We start from the raw sequence: 23,152 nt of genomic DNA on the forward strand, positions 1-23,152 counted from the left end.
GATCATACATTTATCTTTAATTTGGATTAGCAAAAGTTGGTTTTAAAAAGTCGGTTGTTTCAGCCGACTTTTTTATTTAAAAGTTTTTTGAAATGGTATTGAAATAATTTATATATTTAAGTTTATTTCAAAATGACACCGCTCAAAAACATACAAGAAAAACGCAAAAAACTGCTTTACCACTATAAAATACTAGTGGAAGACTCCTATAATTGGCGTGAAACCGACTCTGCCCTGAGCGATATTCAAGAGTATAATGCCATTAAAACGCTTGAGGAAATTAACTTACTCAACTTTTTATCGCGGTCTTAAACTGAATTTAATGTTTCATGAAGGCTTTCAAAATACTTAAAAGCCCCTTGCAATCTCGAACCATACCAAGAAAACATTTCACCATCTGCAATAATAACTTGCTTGTCTGGAAACAGCGCTTTAAATTGTTTAACATGCTCTGTTTTAAATGGAAATGGTTCTGAAGACAACAAAATAATTTCGGTTTTGTGTAAGTCTTGGTCAACCAAGTCTATTTCGGGATACCTGTTTTTAGATTTGAAGACATTTGAAAAACCTACTTCTTCAATCCTGGCATTGATAAACGTATTATTTGCTGCCACCATATAAGGCTGTTGCCAAATAAAATAAGCAACTTTAACCCTCGACACGTTGATGAATCGCTTTCTAAAAGTATACCGGTCGGCTTCTATCTTGTCAATAATAGCTTGTGACAAATATTTAACATTAAATAGATCTCCATAAAACTTTATCAGAGTTAAGGCATCGTCAAATGTATTGACATCTCTAATTTCTACTTTAGCTATGTCCTGGAGTTGCTGAACCATGTCCAAGGTATTTTCCTCTTTATTACAAAGGATGATATCTGGATTTAATGCTTTTATTTTTTTGAAATTGACTTGTTTGGTACCACCAACTACAGGTATTTCCATTCGCAGGTTTTCGGGATGAACACAAAATTTAGTTACTCCTACCATACTAGATTGCAGCCCTAAATCTACCAGTAATTCAGTTTGACTGGGAACTAAAGAAATTATACGACTAAAGGTTTGCTTTTTAGTCATTGTGAAAAATTATAATGATTGAAGTAACGAGGCCATTTGCTGCTGAAGTTCTTGAGCCTTTAGTTTGGCAGCGTTTGCAAAATCTGCCTCATTTGAAGCGTAAATTACGCCTCGCGAAGAATTGATTAACAATCCCACGTCTTGATTCATGCCATACTTACATACTTCTTCCAAACTACCACCTTGAACGATATTCAAGAGTATAATACTATCAAAACGCTTGAGGAAATTAACTTACTAAATTTTTTGTCGCGTACTTAATTTTACAGTATTAAGTAACCAAAAATAACGCATACACCAGAATAATTAGTAGAAATATCAGACCCAAAATTGGTTATGTTCCTGTTTGTAGCATATCTAAATTCGAAAGAATACTTGTTTTTAAATTCATATCCCAATCCAAAATTGGCGTTAGCCGTAGAGTTTATCTCTAAGTCATTTGATTCGGAAAACGTAACCTCGCCTCCAAAATTAAAACCAAATGCATAGGCTACACCTACAAAAAGCTTAGAATTTTCATTTAAAAACATATAATGCCTTACTCCAATTGGAACATCAATAAATCTGTAGTTGGCCTCAATTTCATTAACGAATTCTCTCTCGATAACCTGACCAAAAATCCTATTATTCGAGCCACTACCCTTATAAGATTGATAGGCAGGGTCGATATAAACACTCCATTTGTTTTTATTAAATGGTAATATATACTCTAATTCAACACCTATTCTCAAGTTATATTCTGTACTTAATGTAGCCGAATATATGTCGGGGCTGAAAAAACTTCCTTTAAAATCTGTTTCCGCATTAAAACTTGCTATCCCAACTTTTGCCTTTAATTTAAAAACATCCTTTGCTGCATTTTTATTATAAATCACAACATTATAACCCATGCAGTTATTATATTTTTGGAAAAATTCAGTTAAGTTTTTTTTGTCATATTTCAATTTTCTAGAGTCATCCGCGTCTATGCCTTCACACTTAAAGTTATAAAATAAATGACTTCGAAATTCAGAATTCTCAGCAACTTGATTGTTATTAATCATATACTTTTTAAAAATTAAAGGAACGATTTCCATTGAATTTTCAAGATTGTAAAAAAATCTGGTAAGCCCTAATCCTTCGTAGATAAAAAGGTTGGCTGCACCACCAACTAATTGTTTTAAAAGCAAGGTTTTAATTTCAAACTCAGGTTCTTTCTGATAAGACATTTTAGCTAAACTATTGGCAGACATATCAAGCTGGACATTGAATTTTTTATATTTAACAAAATCGCCAATGCCAAATTCCTTTAGGTTCTCAATTTTATAAGTCACGATTTCCTTATCGTCTAACCTTAATTTAAATAAAATTTCGGACGGGCTATTTACCCAATCCATATTTTTTATAAAACCCTCTTTGCGGTTGTTGGCATTATTAATAATATAACCTGGTTCAAAATTAATTTGACCAAATATGGTGGCCGATGAGAATAGTAGTAAAAATGTAAGTTTTAAATACACGATGTTTGGTGTTTGGTCTCGCAAGATAATAATTATATCGTATTGGTTGTATATTAAATTATTAATTTTTTTTGTTCAAAATAGTCGAAGCATTTAATTAATCTCGACCCATACCAAGAGAACATTTCGCCATCTACAATTAGCACTTTTTTATCGGGAAATTCAGACTTGAACAGTTGAACATGTTCAGCGTTAAATGGAAACGGCTCTGTCGATAACAATATCAATTCGGCTTTTTGAAGTTCTGGTGTGTTAAAATTTATTTCGGGATATCGAAATTTCGAATTGAATACATTTTCAAATCCAGCTTCTTCCAGCATGGCATTGATAAAGGTGCTCTTAGCTGCCACCATATAAGGTTTTTGCCAGATAAAATAAGCCGCTTTTTTCCTTGGAATTTGAGTACGTTTTACTTGGAATTTAGTTCGATTGGCATGAATTTGTGCAATGAGTTTATTGGCAGATGAAGTTGTATCAAACAATTCACCATAATACTTTATAAGTTTTAAAGCATCATCAAAAGTGTTGACATCGCTCACTTCTACCTTAGCAATTTTTTCAAGTTCCAGAACCATCTCCAAGGTATTTTCTTCTTTATTACAAAGAATAATATCCGGTTGAAGTGCTTTTATTTTTTCGAAGTGAACCTGTTTAGTGCCTCCAACTACTGTTACTTCTTTTCTCAAATTTTTTGGATGTACACAAAACTTGGTCACACCAACCAGCTTCGATTTTAAACCTAGGTCAACTAGTAATTCGGTTTGGCTAGGAACTAACGATATGATGCGACTAAAAGTTTGTATTTTAGTCATTGTGCAAAATTATAATGATTGAAGTAACAGGGCCATTTGTTCCTGAAGGTCTTGAGCTTTTAGTTTTGCGGCGTTTGCAAAATCTACCTCATTCGAGGCGTAAATTATGCCTCGTGAAGAATTGATTAACAATCCAACATCGTTGGTCATGCCATATTTACAGACTTCCTCAAGACTTCCGCCTTGAGCACCAACACCAGGAACTAACAAAAAACTATTCGGGATAATTTGTCTGATTTCAGCTAAATATTCTGCCTGGGTAGCACCTACGACATACATTAAATTATTGGAATTTTTCCAGGTTTTAGAAGTGATTAAAACCTGTTTATACAATTCCAAACCATCAACGGATTTCGTTTGGAAATCAAAAGCCCCTTCATTAGAAGTTAAAGCCAGTAAAATGGCGTGTTTATCTTTAAACTCCAAAAATGGCTCCACCGAATCTTTTCCCATATAAGGTGCCACGGTCACACTATCAAAACCTAGATCTTCAAAAAACGCTTTGGCATACATACTGCTGGTATTGCCAATATCACCGCGCTTAGCATCAGCAATGGTGAAAATGTCAGAGTGATTTGAATTGAGATAGGTAATCGTTTTTTCTAAGGCTGCCCAACCTTTAATGCCGTGGGCTTCGTAAAAAGCTAAATTGGGCTTGTAAGCCACACACAAATGATGTGTAGCATCGATAATGGCTTTGTTAAATTCATAAATGGGATCCTCCGAAGTCAACAAATGCTTAGGGATTTTATTCAAATCAACATCTAAACCGATACAAAGAAATGAATGCTTTTTGTGAATTTGCGCTACTAAAAAATCCTTGGTCATTTATTCAAAAATTTAGAATTTAAATTTCGTTCATGAAATTCGATGGCATCTGAAAATACAACCTACATTGAAATTTTCTATTTTTTTATTCTAGTCTCCCTTTAAAACATGGATTTAAGAAACTACAAAAGATAAAAAGTATATTGTATAGACAAATACCATTAGCCCTAAATTTCAATCTTATCGCATGTTATTCATCATTTGCATCATTTGCTTGCCTTTACCGCCTTGCATCATTTTCATCATTTTGCTCATTTGCTCAAACTGTTTCATAAGCTGGTTCACTTGCTGCACAGAAGTCCCTGAACCATTACCTATTCGTTTTTTACGTGCAGCATTAAGTAGTGATGGATTTGAGCGTTCAGCGGGTGTCATGGATTGAATAATGGCTTCAACATGTTTAAAGGCATCATCATCGATATCAACATCTTTCATCATTTTACCAGCTCCAGGAATCATTCCGAGTAAATCTTTCATATTACCCATTTTTTTGATTTGCTGAATTTGTTTTAGAAAATCATCAAAACCAAACTGGTTCTTAGCTATTTTTTTAGAAAGCTTTCTGGCTTCTTCTTCATCATATTGTTCCTGCGCTCTTTCTACAAGAGATACCACATCACCCATACCGAGAATTCGGTCGGCCATTCTTGAAGGATAAAACACGTCTATCGCCTCCATTTTTTCACCAGTACCAATAAACTTGATAGGTTTATTAACTACTGATTTAATAGAGATGGCTGCACCACCGCGCGTATCACCATCTAATTTTGTAAGGATTACGCCATCAAAATTTAAAACATCATTAAAGGATTTTGCAGTATTTACCGCATCTTGACCTGTCATAGCATCTACCACAAACAAGGTTTCTTGTGGTTGAATAGCTTTGTGAATATTTGATATTTCGGTCATCATGACCTCATCAACTGCTAAACGACCAGCGGTATCAATAATTACAACATTAAATCCGTTGGCCTTGGCATGAGCAATACCTGCCTTGGCAATAGCAACCGGATCGTTATTTCCTTTATCACTAAAAACTTCTACACCTATTTGTTCACCAACAATATGAAGCTGATCAATAGCAGCTGGTCGATAGACGTCGCAGGCTACTAATAAAGGCTTTTTGGTTTTTTTCTTTTTAAGATAGTTTGCTAGTTTACCCGAGAAAGTTGTTTTACCAGAACCTTGCAAACCCGACATTAAAATGATACTTGGCGCACCAGATAAATTTAATCCTTCGGCATCGCCACCCATAAGTTCGGTTAGCTCATCCTTAACAATTTTAACCATTAACTGCCCTGGTTGCAAGTTGGTTAAAACATTTTGACCAAGTGCTTTTTCTTTTACTCTAACAGTAAAATCTTTGGCAATTTTAAAGTTAACATCGGCATCTAAAAGCGCTCTTCTAACTTCTTTTAAGGTTTCGGCAACATTTACCTCGGTAATACTACCGTGACCTTTAAGTACGTGTAAGGCTTTATCTAACTTTTCGCTTAAATTATTAAACATGTGTCTTTTGTTTTGGAAAGTTGCAAAGTTACAAATTTAAGGTTGATTAGTAAAGTGCTAAATTCGGACTTAAATAAAAAAAGAGCTGCACTTTTCTGCAACTCTTTTAAATATGAATGGATTTATTAACTAATAAAACAAATTGATCATAACTTATGTTTTAGAAATGGCCTATTAATTTAAATTTTATCAAAGGTAAGTCGGTCATCATCGTCGGTTAACTCAATTCTATTTTCAGTTATAGTCAATACATCCCAATCATCATCTAAATCGTCCAACGGGTTACTATCTTCTGGGAAAATAAGTAACAATTTTAGTTGATTTTGACTATTTGAAAATGAGGACCAACTTCCGGTTACAACATTTGATTGTTGATTGGAAACGTCAACACTTCCGTTTGAATTAAATACAAATGTTAAATTTTGAAAATCTAAGGTATCATCCTCGTCGTCAAAGTAAAGCGATACAAACCAGCTTCCGTCTGTAATAATATTTCTTAAATTTTGAACTTCTTCATTATTGGTAGAAATACATACTTGTTCTAATTCAAGCTCATCCTCAATGTTTCTGAATTTAACTTCAATTTCATCATCATCATCATCGTCCTCAAACTTTCTGAACACCCAACCCGCATTATTTAAATCAGGTAAGCCATCAATTTGCAAGTTTAACTTAATACTAGTGGTTGTTTCTGTTAGACTCCAAGTACCATTATATACAATACTTTGAGGCCCCGTAACAACAACCATTCCACCTTCACGGAAATCTATCAGAAAATCTTCATATAAATCATCAAGTTCTTGGTCGTCAATTTCTAGATCATCTACTTTCCAAAAACATTCTAATAATAGTGCCTCCAATTCATCTATTGATAGGTTGGTGTTACTATCATCATCGCAATCATCGGAATTAGCTTCAATAATATTGTTCAATTCAGAATTATTATTTACTGAAATCACAGTTCCATCAAATAAAATAACATTAATGGGATAGTTTATGGCGGCAATCACATCGTCATCATCAAAATCGTCATCTAGAAAATTGAATAATTCCTGATCATTGTTCACTACAACCGTTTCTAAAAATTGAAACGCAGTATTAAACAGCGATAATGTTATGGGATATTCAAAATTGATACATTCAATATCATCATCCACATTATAACTGTTAAGGCATTCTTCAATATAAAATTCTAACTCATCATTGTTATTAACAACCACTTCCGAATAGTCGAATAAAATAAGTGTTATTGGATATACAATTTGGAGTTCATCATCATCATCATCAAACTCATCAAATATAGTCGCAACTATATCGTAGTCTTCTTCAGTTTCTATAATTATTTCATTTCCATTAACAATAATGGTAAATGGCAAATCAATTGCCAAACAACTGGTACTTGTAACTATTGACGATGCATTGCTACTTAAGGTTGACATGTTGAATATGTTTCGTGCTAGTGGCGAATCAGGCACTAAAGTTTCTTGTTCGGTAGGTTGTGTAATTTCGGTGACCTCATCTTGGCAGGAAACAAAAAATACTAGGGCAAAAAAAGTGATTAATTTTGAAAAATATCCTATTGTTTTCATGGTTATGGTTTTGTTATTTTTTATAGAACAGGTGAACATTAAAAATTCCTACCTAGATTTTAAATTTTTTATTTCCAAGTTTAGTAAATCTATCCGTTTTTTTGTTGAAATAATTGATTTTAATTGGTTCAATTTAAGTTGATATTTTAATTTGAGGATTCTGTTCTCGGGATTTTTAATCAATTTTTGCTTTAGTTCATCTAACATCAAAATACTATGATGAAGTTTTTGCTGGTTGTAACATGATAACATAGTTAGTCCAAAATCTAAAAACGAATTTTGATATTTTAACTGAGTATCATGATCACGTAAAGTTGTTGTTTTGGGATTTTCAGGGCAATGATTTTCCATAAGAGATGAAGTATTTTATTTACTTTTGTACAACGATTTTTATTTGTAATTAAACAATTTAAAAGCTAATTTTCCTACCTGAAATTTTCAAAAATGTCAAAATCTATAAATGACAATGTTTGTTCCGAATCTATTTATTCGGCTATCTTTAAAAAGTATTCAACTGACTTACATAATTTTCTTTATTACAAATTTGGCGAAAACTTCAATCCAAAAGATAAAGTTCAAGAAGCATTCATCAAGCTTTGGGAAAATTGTAGTAAAGTAACACCCGATAAGGCCAAATCGTTTCTCTTTACTGTTGCCAATAATTTAATGTTGAATGAACACGCACATCAAAAAGTAGTCTTGAAATATCAAGCAACCAAGCCTAAACATTACACCAATGAAAATCCAGAGTTTATTATGCAAGGCAATGAATACATGGATACCTTACAAAAAGCCATCGAAAATTTAACCGATGCGCAACGCACCGCCTTTTTAATGAATAGAATTGAGGGAAAAAAGCATAAAGAAATTGCCGAAATATTAAACATTTCAACCAAAGCAGTTGAAAAAAGAATTTACGGTGCCTTAAAAATATTAAAAGAACAAGTTGAAGGCTTAAAATAAAACCCAAATTAGGTAGGAATTTTTAAAGCTCAATTGTTTTATAATTGAAATATGTGAATTATGACACGAGAATTACTCATAAGTAAATGGTTAGACAACAATCTGAATCCTGAAGAATTCAAGGCTTTTCAACAACTTGAAGACTACGAAGATTTGGTAAAGTTAGACCGCAGTATTCAGCGTTTTAAAGCCCCAGAATACAATGCACAGCAAGAGTTGGAAAAAACGCTTCACCACATTAGGACCTTAAAAACAAAAGAATCCAGCTGGTTAAAACCACTTATGCGCATTGCTGCTGTTTTGGTTATTGCTTTTGGATTGTATTATTATATTTCTGGTTTAGACACCAATTATCAGACAGAAATTGCACAACAAATTGAAACCCTATTACCAGACGAATCCGAAATTATTTTAAATTCCGCCTCAACCTTATCATTTAATAAAAGAAATTGGAGTAAAAACCGATTGGTAAATTTAGAAGGTGAAGCTTTTTTTAAAGTGGCAAAAGGTTCAAAGTTTAAGGTAGTAACTTCTGCAGGAATCGTTAGCGTTTTAGGAACCGAATTCAACGTGAAACAAAGGGACAACTACTTTGAGGTTTATTGTTTTGAAGGATTGGTAGGTGTTGAAACCATTGGTGAAACACAAGTTTTAAAACCAGGAGAAAGCTTTCGGATTATAGACGGAACTATTAAAAAAATCACTAATGAATCAGCACAGTTACCTACTTGGCTTTCAAAAGAAAGTTCGTTTGATGATGTGCCAGTTTATCTCGTTTTTGAAGAAATTGAACGTCAATATAGCATTACAATAAATAGTGATCAAATTGAAAAAACACTTCTATTTAATGGCACATTTACACATACCAATTTGGAGTTAGCCTTAAAATCTATAACAATTCCACTAAATTTAACCTACACAATAGACAATGAACAAATAACCATTCTGCGTGACTAAAGCTTTTATTAAGTTTATTTTCATATTGATATTTTGCGGTGATGGCAGCTTAAAGTTACAAGCCCAAACTGGCGAACGAACAACACTTGAGCAAGTTTTAAAATTGTTGGAATATCGTTATGATGTTCGATTTTCTTTTAACCCAAATGCATTAGAAAATTTTGCATTGCTTGTACCGAATGAAAATTTAAGCTTGGATGAAGCTTTAATATTTATCAAATCTCAAGTAAATGTTGAAATTTTAAAACTAAACGATCGCTTTATTACTGTTAAGGCTTTCAGATGGTCAGAATCTTTTTTAGATCAAACTCTCGACGAAGTACTTATAACCAATTATATAACTAGTGGTATCTCCAAAAAATCTTTAGGAAGTTTTAATATCAATCCGGAGAAGTTTGGGATTTTACCGGGTTTAGTAGAACCTGACGTTTTACTGATTTTACAATCGTTACCAGGCATAACCAGTACCGACGAATCAGTCTCTAATCTTAATATTCGAGGCGGAACAAACGACCAAAATTTAATTATTTTCGACGGTATGAAAATGTACCAATCGGGTCATTTCTTTGGGTTGATTTCGGCCTTTAATCCGTATATCACAAAAAATGTATCGGTTATTAAAAATGGTTCAAGCGCTTATTATGGCGACGGTATTAGCAGTATATTAAACATGCAAACCTCATCCGAAGTGAGCGAGGACAAAACGATTGGCGCAGGCATCAATATGATATATGGTGATATTTTTGCCGAATTACCCATTAACAAAAATGTTGAATTTCAATTTGCCGCCAGAAGATCTATCACCGATTTAATTTCCACACCAACCTTTAATAATTATTTTGAAAGGGCATTTCAGGATTCAGACATAACCAGAAATGCTTCGTCAACCGAAATACTTACACAAAACGAAAATTTTTACTTCTATGATGTGAATGCCAAATTATTAATGGATTTAAGTGAAAAAGACAAAATAAACATCAGTTTCATAAATTTTTTCAATAATGTTGATTACGAAGAATCAGCAACCTTTAGTTCTGGTGATCAAGCATTAACAAGCTCACTTACACAAAGTACTATAGCAGGTAGTTTAACTTACAACAGAAAATGGAGTGAAAAAATTAATTCAGAAGCGCAACTGTATCTTACCAATTACGATCTAGATGCCACAAATTTTGACATTGTAAACAACCAGCGTCTCATTCAAAAAAATGAGGTTTTGGATCTCGCTTCAAAATTTAACCTAAATTACAAACCTGCTGATGCAGTAGATATCAATTTTGGATATCAATTTAACGAAGTTGGTATCACAAATCTAGAAGATATTAATAATCCGGTTTTCAGAAGTTTCATAAAAGAAGTCATAAGAAGTCACTCGGCCTACGCAGAAGGTACCATTAAATTCAATAATGGTAGTACTATTTTGAGAGCCGGCGGCAGATTGAATGCCTTTCAAAAATTTGGCACTTACTTGTTAGAACCAAGGTTAGGTTTTAGCCAGCGGTTTGCAAACTATTTTAAGTTTGAAATTTTAGGAGAATTTAAAAGTCAGACCACCACCCAAATCATCGATCTACAGAACGATTTTTTAGGTGTTGAAAAACGGCGCTGGATTCTATCAAACAACGGGAGTATTCCCATTGTTAAAAGTCAACAAGCCTCTGCAGGCGTTTCTTTTAAGAAGAATAAGCTTTTTATTAATTTCGAAGGTTTCTATAAGGAAGTTGCTGGGATTACAGCAAGAAGTCAGGCCTTTCAAAATCAATTTCAATTTATCACCGATGTTGGTGGCTATACTGTTAAAGGAGCTGAATTTTTAATTAATTATCAGAATGAAAAATTCAGTTCATGGATGAGCTATACTTATAACGACAACCACTACAAGTTTGACAATATTAATAATGGTGTGCCGTTTCGAAATAACTTCGGCATAGAACATTTTGTGAATTTTGGTTTGAACTATAGTATTAATCATTTTAAAATTTCATCTGGTGTTAACTGGCATTCAGGGTTACCAATTACACTGCCTGTTGCAGGCAACGAGGTTGTAAATAACCAAATTAACTTTGAAACGCCTAATAACAGTACAACAAGCGATTATTTAAGAGTTGACACATCGGCAACTTATAGCATGACCATTTCAAAAAAAACTAAATTTGAAATAGGCGCATCTGTTTGGAATGTTTTTAACACAAAAAACATTATTAATACATACTTCTTTTTGAATCAAGAAAACCTGCCTGTGAAAGTTGAAAATTCGTCTTTAGGAATTACGCCTAACTTTTTTGCTCGAATTACTCTTTAATCTTTAAGTATTTTATGCATTACCAATACATGTGGAAAGGTTATAGCTGCAAGAAAAGAAAAGAAAAAAGACAACATAACAGTGGGACTATTTTCTAAGAACTGCACTAAAACAAAAAAGCCAACCACCGAAATTAACCAATATATAAAAGAGGACTTTATGTATTGAATAATGGTTTCTTTAGTAACTTCTTTATATAAGTATTGAACCTGATCTGCTAAGGATGGTAACGAATGCCAAAGAATAAAATACAAGGCAAACGACCAAATTAGATTTGAAGCAAAAAAAACAATTGAAAATAGAAATAAATAAAACAACTCAATAAAAACATTAAGCTTTTGCTTTAAATAAACCAGGGCGCCTGTTATTATGGTAAGTATTGCGGAAATTAACAAAATCCATCTCAACACATCAAGACTTATAATTACACCAATCATTTCATTAATTATACTTAACGCATCACTTGCATTGAGATACAATATTAAGGTAATCACTAACAAACCGTACCCTAAATAAAATAGATATGAGATAATACCATTATCAATTTTTAAAAAATGGAAATGTTGTTCGCCAAAATGATAGGCACTAAACACAATAAATAATATTAAGGCGACAGGCGGAATTGAAAAAAACAAGGTAGTACCAACACCAATTATCAATAAATAGGACATCAAAACCTTTAAAAAAGTAAGATTTTTGGTATTGTAAGCGCGTTTTATTAGCGTAATATCATTAGAACCATGCAGAATTCCCAACGAAAATATTAGAAAAAAGGCTACATAATCTTGAAAATTACCTAAAATATAGGCCGAAATCCATAAACCAAAAAACGTCGCCACTACCCGTATTGATTGAACTTTTTGATACATCGTCGTCATTATTTTAATAGTGTTTAATTTTTTTCACAAAATTTTAAACATTTTGTGTTTAACAATTAGTAAATTTACGTACACAAAATAACTAATTAACAATATTATGAATAATTTATTTTACGTTCTCGGTCAGTTAAAGCAAATTGCGACCGATGATTATGTAGGTTTTACTTTTTTCGTAGGAAGTATGGCCATGATGGCTGCCTCAGCCTTTTTCTTTTTATCATTAAACCAATTTGATAAAAAATGGAGAACTTCGGTTCTTGTATCAGGTTTAATTACCTTTATTGCAGCAGTGCACTATTTCTACATGAGAGATTATTGGGACCAAGTTGGTGAGTCTCCAACATTCTTTAGATATGTGGATTGGGTATTAACAGTACCATTAATGTGTGTTGAATTTTTCTTAATTCTACGTGTAGCTGGCGCAAAAGTTGGCCTTATGTGGAAATTAATTTTCTGGTCTGTTGTAATGCTAGTAACTGGTTACTTTGGTGAAGCCGTTGCAATTGGTAATCCAACTATGCAATGGGTTTGGGGTCTAATCTCAGGTATTGCATACTTTATCATTGTTTACATTGTTTGGTTTGGAGAAGGTAAGAAATTAGCCGAAACAGCTGGTGGAGCTGTATTAAAAGCTCACAAAGTATTATGTTGGTTTGTATTGGTTGGATGGGCCATCTACCCACTAGGTTACATTTTAGGAACTGAAGGTGGTTTATTTGGTTTACAATTAGTATCTAATATTGAAGCCGCTCAAATGTCAATGAACGTAGTTTACAACATTGGAGACGCCGTTAACAAAATTGGTTTTGGTTTGGTAATTTATAGTTTAGCAGTTGCTTCTACTACAAAAACTACTGAAGCCTAATAGTTTTATTTATTAGTTAATAAATGTAAAGGCTACTTCTTTATCTCAAAGGGTAGCCTTTATTATTTCATAAAAATCTCATATTCATATTTATTATGTTCGGACTATTTAAAAAGAAAAATCCAGAAGAAGTACTTCAAAAAAAATATAAAGATTTATTAAAAGAATCTTTTGAACTTTCAAAAACAAACCGTTCTGCGAGCGACAAAAAGCAAGCAGAAGCACAGGCTGTTTTGGAAGAAATTGAAGCGTTAAAAAAGTAATTAATTACATACGCTCAGGAACCTCGATCCCTAAAAGTTTGCAAGCATTCTTGATGGTGTTTCCTACAGTATGCGATAACTGGACTCTAAACGCTTTTTCATTTTCTGAATCAGCACCTAGAATGGAAACATTTTGATAGAAGGTATTAAAGGCTTTTACCAAGTCGTAAATATAATTCGCAACCAATGCCGGGCTGTATTGTAGTGCTGCATTTTGAATAACTTCTGGAAAAAGTTCCAATTGCTTTAATAGTTCTTTTTCCTTCTCGTGAAGTGTAATATCATTTTCGTTAAAGTTTTGGTTGATATCAGCCTTTCTTAATATAGACTGTATACGCGCGTAAGTATATTGAATAAACGGACCTGTGTTACCTTGAAAATCGATAGATTCTTTCGGATCGAACAAAATGCGCTTCTTAGGGTCTACTTTTAAAATATAATATTTTAAAGCACCTAGCCCAATAGTTTTGTAGAGCTGCCGTTTTTCATCTTGAGAATAACCTTCTAACTTGCCTAATTCTTCAGAAATTTCGCCAGCAGTAATTGCCATTTCTTCAATTAAATCATCAGCATCAACTACAGTTCCTTCTCTACTCTTCATTTTACCGCTTGGTAAATCTACCATCCCATAACTTAAATGAAACAGATTTTTTGCCCATTCAAATCCGAGTTTCTTCAATATTAGAAACAAAACTTTAAAGTGATAATCCTGTTCGTTACCTACAGTGTAAACCATACCTCCAACATCGGGATGGTCTTTTATACGTTGGATTGCAGTACCAATATCTTGTGTCATATAAACCGCTGTACCATCTGATCGCAATACGATTTTTTCATCTAACCCGTCGGGAGTTAAATCACACCAAACCGAACCGTCTTCTTTTTCATAAAAAATACCAGATTCTAATCCTTCGGCAACAAATTCCTTACCTAATAAATAGGTTTGGCTCTCGTAGTAATAGCTATCAAAATCAACACCTAATTTTTTATACGTGACTTCAAATCCGTTGTAAACCCATTGGTTCATGGTTTCCCAAAGTGCTACGGTTTCGGCATCGCCGGCTTCCCATTTTTGAAGCATTTGCTGAGCTTCCAGCAATATTGGTGCCTCTTTTTTGGCTTCTTCTTCTGTTTTTCCTTGAGCGATTAAATTTTCAATTTCCTGTTTATATACTTGATCAAACTTAACATAATAATTTCCAACCAGCTTGTCACCTTTTAATCCCGTAGATTCGGGTGTTTCACCATTTCCAAAACGCTGCCAAGCCAACATACTTTTACAAATATGAATCCCGCGATCGTTAATAATTTGGGTTTTATAAACTTTTTTACCTGAAGCTCTTAAAATTTCAGCAACACTGTAGCCCAATAAATTATTACGTATATGTCCTAAATGCAAAGGTTTATTGGTGTTTGGCGAAGAGTACTCTACCATAACGGCATTGTGGATATCTGAATCGATAAATCCAAATCTCGAATTATTCTTTATACTATTTAAAAATGATATATAGTAAGAATCTTCAATTTCTAAATTCAAAAATCCTTTAATCACATTAAACGCTTTAACATCATTCATTTCAGTTTGCAAATAGGTCCCGATTTTCTCTCCAATTATTTGCGGATTACCTTTTACATACCTAAGCATCCCAAAAATTACAACCGTAATATCGCCAGAAAATTCTTTGCGTGTTGCCTGGAATTCCACCACTGGTAATTCGGCCGAAAACAATTCTAAAACAGCTTTTTTAATGTGATTCTCAAGTACAGTTTGGAATGTCATATTCAAATTTTATAAGGGTCAAAGATAGTATTTTTATTAAAAATGAATCGATGAAAAGCCATGCTGAAATGTGATAAAATATTCTTTGAAAATGTTTAATTTTTCGACACACTCCGAGACTTATCTTAATCAAAAATTATAATATATATAACTGATTTTAATTTGTTTAAGTCTGTAAATAAAAGAGGCGTGTCGTTCGTCGATAAACAGGTCGATTTTCTATGATTTATGCCGTTTATCGATAGGTCGAATTTTTCTTGTAATTCAACTGTCAGTTTATCTAATTTTTAAGCATTAAATCCCTTAAATTAGTTTTTTCAGTATTGTTTAGTGATTTTTGGAATGCTATTAATCAAGGTCCCAAACGTTGATGACACTTAAAAAACAAACATTAACAGTTTTGTTATTGTTTATTGTGAACTTACTTAACCGTTCCCTCAAGGCAAGTTGGCATCACATTTACAGAAAAACAAACACTAACCAATCATGAAGCAGCAGTTATTCATAATAACTGCACTTATGTTTGTGCTATTTGTCCGTTCTCAAAACGAGCAGGTGGATGGCCTGATCCTTGAAATTGCATTTCAGAATCAAGATTCAGCAAAAGTAGACACCTCTATAAAACTTATTGATGTACTTTACAAAGCCCAAGATTACAAAAAGGCTTTACTTTATATTGATCAAACACTTCAGTTGTCTAATAAAATTAAATACACCAAAGGAAGTGCTGAAGCTAATTATTATCGCGCTTTAATTTATACCGACAGAGACGATTATTTTAATGCGATAGATAACTATTCCAAATCACGACTATTATTTACGCAACTTAAAGATACCTTAGGAATTGCAAAAGTTAGCAACAGCATTGGATTGATAGAAATAAGACGTGGTAATTACGCCACTGGGCTCAAAAATTCACTTTCGGCAATAGAAGTTTTTGAAAAACGAAACTTAAGCGATGAGTTGAGTAAAGCCTACAACAACCTTGCAGAGGCCTATTTCAATACCAATCAAATAGAAAAATCTTTGGAGTTTAATCAAAAAGCATTAACAGTTAGGAAGCAACTTTCCGATAGTTCTGGAATTAAAAACTCAACCAAAAACATTGCGCTCTTGTATTCAATGCGCAAAGAACACCGCAAGGCCATTGAATATTATGAAAAGGCATTGAGCTTACTTAACCCAAAAACCGATCAGGTAATGCGTGGCGACATTTTACCGCGCATTGGAAATGAATATCTTCAGTTTAGAGAATATGAAAAAGCTACGGACTTTTTATTAGAAGGACTGCAATACAACCGTAACGAAAATAATTCTGAAGGAATTTTACTGTCTCTTAATGCTATTGGGAACCTTAATTTAAAACAAAAACAATTAAAATTAGCAGAAATTCAACTTGCTGAAGCCCTTGATATTGCCTTAAAAACAAATAATAAAAACGAATTACTTAAAAACTATTATTTACAAATTGAACTAGATTCAACACGTGGTTTTTATCAAAATGCCTTTAATTGGCAACGAAAATATTTCAATTTAAAAGAAGAAATAAACCTCAGCAACCAGCCCAAAATCCTTGATGATATTGAATCAGCAACCAGCCAAATAGGCCTTGCAGACTCAATTAACAATACAACCGCAACCGAAAACTCCGAGAATTTAGGCATCAACAAAAAGTTTGAAATTGCAGCTTACCTTTTAGGAGCAGCATTATTGATTTCATTAATTAGTTTATTTATCATCGGAACTCAGTTCAGTAAATCTAAAAATTTACATGTTGGTCTTGCTGCAAAAAATAAACAACTTGCCGAGCAAAATGCTGTGGTTTTAGAACAAACGAAGCATCTTGAAGAAATAAACAAAGTTAAAGACCGATTGTTTTCAATTGTATCACACGATTTAAAGGATTCTATTTCATCAATCAAAGGGTTTTTAGATTTATTAAAAGAAGATAGCATTTCGAAAGAAGAATTTAATGAGCTTATTCCTGAACTTAGCGAAAATGCTAACAATGCGTCTATGCTACTTTACAATTTATTGAATTGGTCTAAATCGCAAATGCAAAACTTAGAACCGAAACCAGTATTGTTCAATGTAAAAGAAGTTTTTGAAAATAAATTAAATTTAATTGAACAAAAAGTTGAGCAAAAACGTATTGTTGTAATAGATGAATCGCAAAGTGATTATGTTTATGCAGACCGAAGTATGGTGGAGATTGTTGTTCAAAATCTACTTACCAATGCCGTAAAGTTTAGTAGAGTTGGTGATGTAATAACTGTTTCTAGTCGGGATTTAGGTGAAAAAATACGCTTGTGTGTTGAAGATACTGGCGTTGGTATTTCTAAAGAAAACTTGGATAGACTTTTTAAAAACGATGCCTTTACAACCATTGGTACTAAAAATGAAAAAGGCACCGGACTTGGCCTAACTATTTGTAAAGAATTAGTCGAGTTGAATAATGGTAAAATTTGGGTTGAAAGCACCCAGAATGTGGGTAGTAAATTCTTTGTTGAGTTACCTAAGGCAGTAGCATAATACGACCAAATATTTTCCCGACTAAGATATTTAATCCACTTTTGGTAAAAACACCTCAGCCATCATACATCTGGCACTACCACCACCGCAGGTTTCAATAGTTTCTAATGAACTTGAAATAATCTTGCAGTGTTGCTCAATAATTTCAATTTGCGCTTTTATAAGACTCAAATGAGCAGCTTTACTCATCACCAATAAATCAGAATTATTAGCACCGCTTAATTGTAACATATTTCCTGCAAATTGATTCATTTGAGTTTCGGATATATTAACGATTGTTTTATTAGAATTTTTTAACTGCTGTAAAACCTGCTTGCGTTCCTTTTTATCATCAATACAATCTAAACATATAACAGCCAGTTTGGTCCCAATGCACATCATAACATTGGTGTGATAAATTGGTAATCGCTCGCCGTTAACTGTTTGATTGGCTTTAAAAAGCACTGGAAAATAATCGAAATCTTCACAAAACTCAATAAACAGATCTTCGTCTGCACGCGGCGATAAGGCACAATAAGCAATTTTATGTTCCCTGTCTAACACCAAACTACCAGTACCTTCCAAATACAATCCTTCATCTTCAGCAGAGGTATAATCAATAATATTTTCAATTTTAAAACCTTCGCGCTCCAATCGAATAAATACTTCATCGCGACGCTCTTGACGTCTATTTTCGGCAAACATCGGATAAATTGCAACATCACCATTATCGTGAAAACTTACCCAATTGTTTGGAAATATTGAATCGGGTGTATCCATTAAAATATCGTCACTTTCAACAATTACATTCACTCCTTCATTTCTTAAAACTTCAACAAAAGCATCAAATTCTGTCTGGGCTTTTTTATTTATTTCTTCATTTTTTAATTTAGCTTCGGTTTGGAAGTAATTATTAATCGCAGTTTGTTCGTTCATCCTAAAATTTACAGGACGAATCATTAAAATTGTATTTGTAGTTTGAGACATAAATGACAAATTAAGGCACAAAATTACTCTTTTTAAAATGAAATAATAAACCGAAACTCCATCTATTTCTTTACAAATGTTTATGTTTGAAATCAACTTTATCAACTATGAAAAAACTATTATTTGTTTTAGTATTTGCCATCTTGGCCTGCCAAAACAATACCACCTCAAAACCTGAAAAGCTCATAACCCAATTTGAAACTTCAAATGGATTAGAAACTGCTACTTATCACGAAGTTATTGCGTTTTATAAAACACTTTCCGAATTGTATCCGAGTGTTCAAGTAGATAGTTTTGGCAAGACCGATTCCGGATATCCACTTCATTTAGTGATAATAAATCCTGATAATAATTTTGACTTCACAAAAATTACCAACAATAAACGAATTATACTCTTTAATAACGGTATTCATCCTGGCGAATCCGATGGAATAGATGCAACTATGATGTTGTTTAGAGATTTAGCAGACGGGACTATTTCAATGCCAGAAAATGTGGTACTCGCTACCATTCCTGTTTATAATATTGGCGGCAGTTTAAACCGCAATAGTACTACACGAACCAATCAAAATGGCCCACTAGAGTACGGTTTTAGAGGAAATGCTAGAAATTACGATTTAAATCGCGACTTTATTAAATGTGATACTGATAATGCTAAAACATTTAGTGAAATTTTTCACACGGTAAAACCCGATATTTTTATAGATAACCATGTAAGCAATGGCGCCGATTATCAATATGTTCTTACGCATTTATTTACACAACACAACAAATTGGGTGGCGTACTTGGTACATACCTCAATGAAGAATTAATCCCGAAATTAGAGCAATCGCTTGAAGCTAAATCATGGCCAATAACACCTTATGTAAATGTTTTTAACAGCACTCCAGAAGAAGGGTTTTCACAATTTTTTGACTCGCCACGCTATTCTACGGGCTACACTACCTTATTCAATACTTTAGGTATGATGGTAGAAACGCACATGCTGAAACCCTATAAACAACGAGTTGAAGGTACTTATGAACTTATGAAAAGCATAATGGAAATTGTTGATGCAGATGCTGAAGCCATCAAAACTTTAAGAAACAAACAATATGCAATGTATAAGCCCGGTGATTTTTATCCGCTCAATTGGGAATTAGACACTACAAAAAGCTCGACATTGAATTTTAAAGGTTTCGAAGCAGATACCTTAACTAGTTTTGTTACTGGCAAACCGAGATTAAAGTACGACAGTAATAAGCCATTTGACAAAGAAGTTACCTATCAAAATTTCTTTAAGCCTAAAGACAGCGTTGTAATATCCCAAGCTTATATTATCCCGCAAGGATGGCATAATGTTTTAGAATTGCTGAAAATAAATCAAGTTGAATATTATCAGTTTGAAAAAGATACATCAATAACGGTAGAATCTTATAAAATTAATGATTACAAAACTCGAAATAATCCCTTTGAAGGTCATTACCTTCATTATAACACCACAATAGAAAAAAATACCAAATCAGTTAATTTTAGAAAGGGTGATTATTTTATTACAACCGAGCAAACCGCTATGCGCTATTTACTTGAAACCTTAGAACCTCAAGCAGTAGATTCGTTTTTTAATTGGAATTTTTTCGACACTATACTTCAGCAAAAAGAAGGATTTTCGCCCTACGTTTGGGAAGACAAAATTTTAGAACTATTTGCTCAAAATCCAAGACTACAAATCGCATTCAATATGAAAAAATCTTTAGAGCCAGAATTTGCTAATAACTGGTACGCACAATTAGACTGGATTCATAAGCAAAGTAAATTTTATGAAACCGCTCATTTGCAATATACTGTTTATAGGCTACTTAAACAATAAGAGATTTAATATTCGCATAAGAATTATCTAATACCAAACTCGTACTTTGATCGTCTAACCACGAAACTTTGGTTATACCTTCAGTTAGCTGTGGTATTAACAAGCCTTCATAATTGGTTATCATTTCAAACCAATAGGTTATTTTTATGGCATGCTGCCCATTGCGTTTAAAGATGTGATAGGTTGTGTCAAGTGGCTTAGTTATTTTTAGACCATTTACGCCTGTTTCCTCCTCCACTTCTCTGATTGCTGCTGTTTCTATCGATTCCTTTTTTTCAATTCTGCCTTTTGGTAAATCCCATTTATCATTTCGGTAAATAAATAATACCTTCCCATTTTCATGTACCACTTTGCCTCCAGCCGCTTTAACAACTGGTAAGAGTTTTAAAAATTTAGGCAACATTTCGTCCGGATTATCATGAATAAGATGAATCTTTTCCATTTTAGACTTGTTCAATTCCATAATCGCGTGACCAATAGAGAAACTATTTAGTAAATAGTTTTTAAATTTATGTTCTTTTAAAACTTCTGTAGTAAGAATAATAGGCTTATCACCTACAAAAACTTTGATCATTATAGTTCCTTATAGAACGGTAAAAATATTAAAATTATAATACAACATCCAATAATCTAAAATAAATTACTTGATTACTAATTAGGATAAATAGTTTAATTTTACCAGATGTATTTTAACACTGACACTGCTGAAAAAACAGCTGAACTTTTATTAAAAATTGAAGCCATTAAACTTCAACCAAATAATCCATTTAGTTGGGCCTCTGGCTGGAAATCACCAATATATTGCGACAACAGAATTATTTTGTCGTTTCCTGAAATTAGAAATTATGTTTGTAATGAAATGGCAAATCATATAACAACTTTGTACGGTAAACCGGATGTGATTGCAGGTGTTGCAACAGGTGCCATAGGAATTGGTATGCTAGTTGCCAATGTCTTAAACCTTCCATTTATATACGTAAGACCGGAGGCAAAAAGTCATGGCAGACAAAATCAAATCGAAGGTCAAGTTTCAAAAAATCAAAAGGTTGTAGTTGTTGAAGATTTAATTAGTACTGGAAAAAGCAGTTTAAATGCCGTTAGCGCACTAAAAGAAGCCAACTTAAATATATTGGGTATGGTTGCTATTTTCACATACGGATTTGATGTTGCCAAACAAAATTTCAAATCGAATAATATCGCGTTGTACACCCTTAGCAATTATGAGGCATTACTTGAAAAAGCAAAACAAACAAATTACATTACCGAAAAGGAAGCGCAACTTTTAGGCCAATGGAACGCTAACCCTTCGGAATGGCAAAACAATTAATATAGTTATGAATATTGAATCTCCTACAGTTCCCGTAAATCAAAGTCCGAACACCGTATTTGAATTTTTAAGTAAAGTCGAAAACTTTGAAAAATTAATGCCAGATACCATAAGCAAATTTGAAGTTTTAGACTCAGAAAAATTTTTGTTTGCACTTAAAGGAATGCCAGAGATTATTTTAAAAAAGAAAGAAACAGTCGCGCCGAATAAAATCGTTTTGGGTGCTGCTGGTGGAAAATTAGATTTTAATCTGACAGCAAACATTGCCGAAACAGGATTAGATTCAAGTGCTGTTAAATTGACCTTTGATGGAGATTTCAATCCAATGATGGCAATGATGATTAAAGGCCCAATTACGAAATTTTTAGAAACTTTAGCACAAAATATGAAGACTGCAATCTAATATAGCAGCTCTAATTCTTTAAAACCATAAGATTTTATAACCTGATTCTCCATAAGCAGTAGTAAATTGCCGTTGGCATCAGTACCATGAATATAACCAGCAACTAGCTTTCCTTTTTTATCTTTAAAAGTTGAAGGCTTATGAATTCGAAACAATAAGTCATCATATTCTTGTTTCAATTCAATAAAGGCATGCTTAAACTGTAGCTCGTTGAAGTAAAATATTAAATTTTCAACAAGCATATTTAAAATTTCTTCCAATGAAAAATGACGTCCTGTAATATTTTGAATAGAAGATGCTTGAGGCAAATTATCAAAGACCGTTTGATTTACATTAAGCCCGACACCTATGACAGAAGCTTTTAAGCTATTGTTTTTAATGATGTTTTCAATAAGAATTCCTCCTAATTTATAGTTGTCTGACAAAATGTCGTTAGGCCATTTAATTTTAACGTTCATCACCATTATTTCATTTAAAGTTTTAGCCAAACTCAAAGACACGACCATACTAATAAAAAAATGATTGGTTACACCTAACCAAGAAACATCTTTAAATACACTAACCGTTAGGTTTTTACCTGCCTGCGTTTGCCAGTTGGTACCCATTTGACCACGACCATTAGTTTGATGGGTAGCCATCACGACCGTATAATCCTCAAGCTCTTTATTTACTGAAAGTTCCCGTAAATAAGTATTGGTAGAATCGGTGGCATTAAGTTTGATTATCTGCATAGAAATAGGTTAGACTTTTTAT

The 23,152-nt window shown here is 33.1% G+C and carries 21 protein-coding genes and 1 pseudogene; 10 read left to right on the forward strand and 12 right to left on the reverse strand.

All coding sequences use genetic code 11. The features are described from left to right. The first annotated feature begins 132 nt into the window (after positions 1–132). On the forward strand, positions 133–312 hold the full coding sequence (locus V7Z48_RS08295) for a Lacal_2735 family protein (RefSeq protein ID WP_334112943.1): 180 nt from the start codon (positions 133–135) through the stop codon (positions 310–312). Here the strand turns inward: V7Z48_RS08295 and V7Z48_RS08300 are convergent. The 7 genes and pseudogenes from V7Z48_RS08300 to V7Z48_RS08330 all read right to left on the reverse strand — a co-directional run bounded on the left by V7Z48_RS08300 (position 309) and on the right by V7Z48_RS08330 (position 7,313). After that, the gene (locus V7Z48_RS08300; RefSeq protein ID WP_334112944.1) at positions 309–1,076 is read right to left on the reverse strand and encodes an ABC transporter substrate-binding protein; all 768 of its coding nucleotides are present in this window, start codon (positions 1,074–1,076) and stop codon (positions 309–311) included. The genes V7Z48_RS08295 and V7Z48_RS08300 overlap by 4 nt on opposite strands. A 9-nt stretch (positions 1,077–1,085) precedes the next feature. Continuing rightward, positions 1,086–1,262, reverse strand: a pseudogene (locus tag V7Z48_RS08305) (orotidine-5'-phosphate decarboxylase); the annotation flags it as partial. A gap of 77 nt (positions 1,263–1,339) precedes the next feature. Then, positions 1,340–2,575, reverse strand: coding sequence for a hypothetical protein (locus V7Z48_RS08310; RefSeq protein ID WP_334112945.1), 1,236 nt, complete (start codon positions 2,573–2,575; stop codon positions 1,340–1,342). Between the two features lie 53 nt (positions 2,576–2,628). Further along, on the reverse strand, positions 2,629–3,387 hold the full coding sequence (locus V7Z48_RS08315; protein WP_334112946.1) for an ABC transporter substrate-binding protein: 759 nt from the start codon (positions 3,385–3,387) through the stop codon (positions 2,629–2,631). Positions 3,388–3,396: 9 nt separating this feature from the next. Next, on the reverse strand, positions 3,397–4,215 hold the full coding sequence (gene pyrF / locus V7Z48_RS08320; protein ID WP_334112947.1) for an orotidine-5'-phosphate decarboxylase: 819 nt from the start codon (positions 4,213–4,215) through the stop codon (positions 3,397–3,399). A 180-nt stretch (positions 4,216–4,395) separates the two neighbouring features. Beyond that, on the reverse strand, positions 4,396–5,724 hold the full coding sequence (ffh, locus tag V7Z48_RS08325; RefSeq protein WP_334112948.1) for a signal recognition particle protein: 1,329 nt from the start codon (positions 5,722–5,724) through the stop codon (positions 4,396–4,398). A 179-nt stretch (positions 5,725–5,903) separates the two neighbouring features. Continuing rightward, positions 5,904–7,313 (reverse strand): hypothetical protein, encoded by a 1,410-nt coding sequence (locus V7Z48_RS08330; protein WP_334112949.1) that lies wholly within the window; start codon positions 7,311–7,313, stop codon positions 5,904–5,906. Between the two features lie 444 nt (positions 7,314–7,757). On the opposite strand from V7Z48_RS08330, the gene V7Z48_RS08335 reads away from it, so the two are divergent. From V7Z48_RS08335 to V7Z48_RS08345, 3 genes are read left to right on the forward strand one after another with little or no spacing between them, the layout of a single operon-like run. Next, positions 7,758–8,276 (forward strand): RNA polymerase sigma factor, encoded by a 519-nt coding sequence (locus V7Z48_RS08335; RefSeq protein WP_334112950.1) that lies wholly within the window; start codon positions 7,758–7,760, stop codon positions 8,274–8,276. A gap of 60 nt (positions 8,277–8,336) precedes the next feature. After that, a complete protein-coding gene (locus tag V7Z48_RS08340) occupies positions 8,337–9,233 on the forward strand; it encodes a FecR family protein (protein WP_334112951.1) in 897 nt (298 codons plus the stop codon). Next, complete coding sequence (locus tag V7Z48_RS08345; protein WP_334112952.1) at positions 9,226–11,535, forward strand: TonB-dependent receptor plug domain-containing protein; 2,310 nt, start codon at positions 9,226–9,228, stop codon at positions 11,533–11,535. Before V7Z48_RS08340 ends, V7Z48_RS08345 begins: the two co-directional genes overlap by 8 nt. Here V7Z48_RS08345 and V7Z48_RS08350 read toward each other — a convergent pair. After that, positions 11,532–12,404 (reverse strand): Brp/Blh family beta-carotene 15,15'-dioxygenase, encoded by an 873-nt coding sequence (locus V7Z48_RS08350; RefSeq protein ID WP_334112953.1) that lies wholly within the window; start codon positions 12,402–12,404, stop codon positions 11,532–11,534. The genes V7Z48_RS08345 and V7Z48_RS08350 overlap by 4 nt on opposite strands. Positions 12,405–12,510: 106 nt before the next feature. Here V7Z48_RS08350 and V7Z48_RS08355 point away from each other — a divergent pair, with 106 nt between their 5' ends. Further along, a complete protein-coding gene (locus V7Z48_RS08355) occupies positions 12,511–13,278 on the forward strand; it encodes a bacteriorhodopsin-like (protein WP_334112954.1) in 768 nt (255 codons plus the stop codon). Between the two features lie 95 nt (positions 13,279–13,373). After that, entirely contained in the window at positions 13,374–13,541 is a 168-nt protein-coding gene (locus tag V7Z48_RS08360) for a Lacal_2735 family protein (RefSeq protein WP_334112955.1), read from the forward strand. Positions 13,542–13,545: 4 nt separating this feature from the next. Here V7Z48_RS08360 and argS read toward each other — a convergent pair whose 3' ends face one another. Further along, entirely contained in the window at positions 13,546–15,321 is a 1,776-nt protein-coding gene (gene argS / locus V7Z48_RS08365) for an arginine--tRNA ligase (RefSeq protein ID WP_334112956.1), read from the reverse strand. 486 nt (positions 15,322–15,807) lie between these two features. Here argS and V7Z48_RS08370 point away from each other — a divergent pair, with 486 nt between their 5' ends. Continuing rightward, positions 15,808–17,853: a tetratricopeptide repeat-containing sensor histidine kinase gene (locus V7Z48_RS08370; RefSeq protein WP_334112957.1), complete on the forward strand. Its 2,046-nt coding sequence runs from the start codon at positions 15,808–15,810 to the stop codon at positions 17,851–17,853. Positions 17,854–17,883: 30 nt separating this feature from the next. Here the strand turns inward: V7Z48_RS08370 and ctlX are convergent, their stop codons facing one another. Beyond that, positions 17,884–18,819, reverse strand: a complete 936-nt coding sequence (gene ctlX / locus V7Z48_RS08375) for a citrulline utilization hydrolase CtlX (protein WP_334112958.1) — start codon at positions 18,817–18,819, stop codon at positions 17,884–17,886. A 107-nt stretch (positions 18,820–18,926) separates the two neighbouring features. On the opposite strand from ctlX, the gene V7Z48_RS08380 reads away from it, so the two are divergent. Then, on the forward strand, positions 18,927–20,669 hold the full coding sequence (locus V7Z48_RS08380; protein ID WP_334112959.1) for a M14 family metallopeptidase: 1,743 nt from the start codon (positions 18,927–18,929) through the stop codon (positions 20,667–20,669). On the opposite strand, the gene V7Z48_RS08385 is transcribed toward V7Z48_RS08380, so the two are convergent. After that, complete coding sequence (locus tag V7Z48_RS08385; protein ID WP_334112960.1) at positions 20,659–21,243, reverse strand: NUDIX hydrolase; 585 nt, start codon at positions 21,241–21,243, stop codon at positions 20,659–20,661. The genes V7Z48_RS08380 and V7Z48_RS08385 overlap by 11 nt on opposite strands. Positions 21,244–21,351: 108 nt before the next feature. Between V7Z48_RS08385 and pyrE the strand changes: the two genes are divergently transcribed. Together pyrE and V7Z48_RS08395 are read left to right on the forward strand one after the other, a co-directional pair. Then, positions 21,352–21,996, forward strand: coding sequence for an orotate phosphoribosyltransferase (gene pyrE / locus V7Z48_RS08390; protein ID WP_334112961.1), 645 nt, complete (start codon positions 21,352–21,354; stop codon positions 21,994–21,996). A gap of 7 nt (positions 21,997–22,003) precedes the next feature. Continuing rightward, positions 22,004–22,399, forward strand: a complete 396-nt coding sequence (locus tag V7Z48_RS08395; protein WP_334112962.1) for an SRPBCC family protein — start codon at positions 22,004–22,006, stop codon at positions 22,397–22,399. Here the strand turns inward: V7Z48_RS08395 and V7Z48_RS08400 are convergent. Beyond that, positions 22,396–23,130: a biotin--[acetyl-CoA-carboxylase] ligase gene (locus tag V7Z48_RS08400; RefSeq protein ID WP_334112963.1), complete on the reverse strand. Its 735-nt coding sequence runs from the start codon at positions 23,128–23,130 to the stop codon at positions 22,396–22,398. The genes V7Z48_RS08395 and V7Z48_RS08400 overlap by 4 nt on opposite strands. Positions 23,131–23,152 lie beyond the last annotated feature (22 nt).

The organism is Paucihalobacter sp. (assembly GCF_036825875.1).
Classification (GTDB): domain Bacteria; phylum Bacteroidota; class Bacteroidia; order Flavobacteriales; family Flavobacteriaceae; genus Paucihalobacter.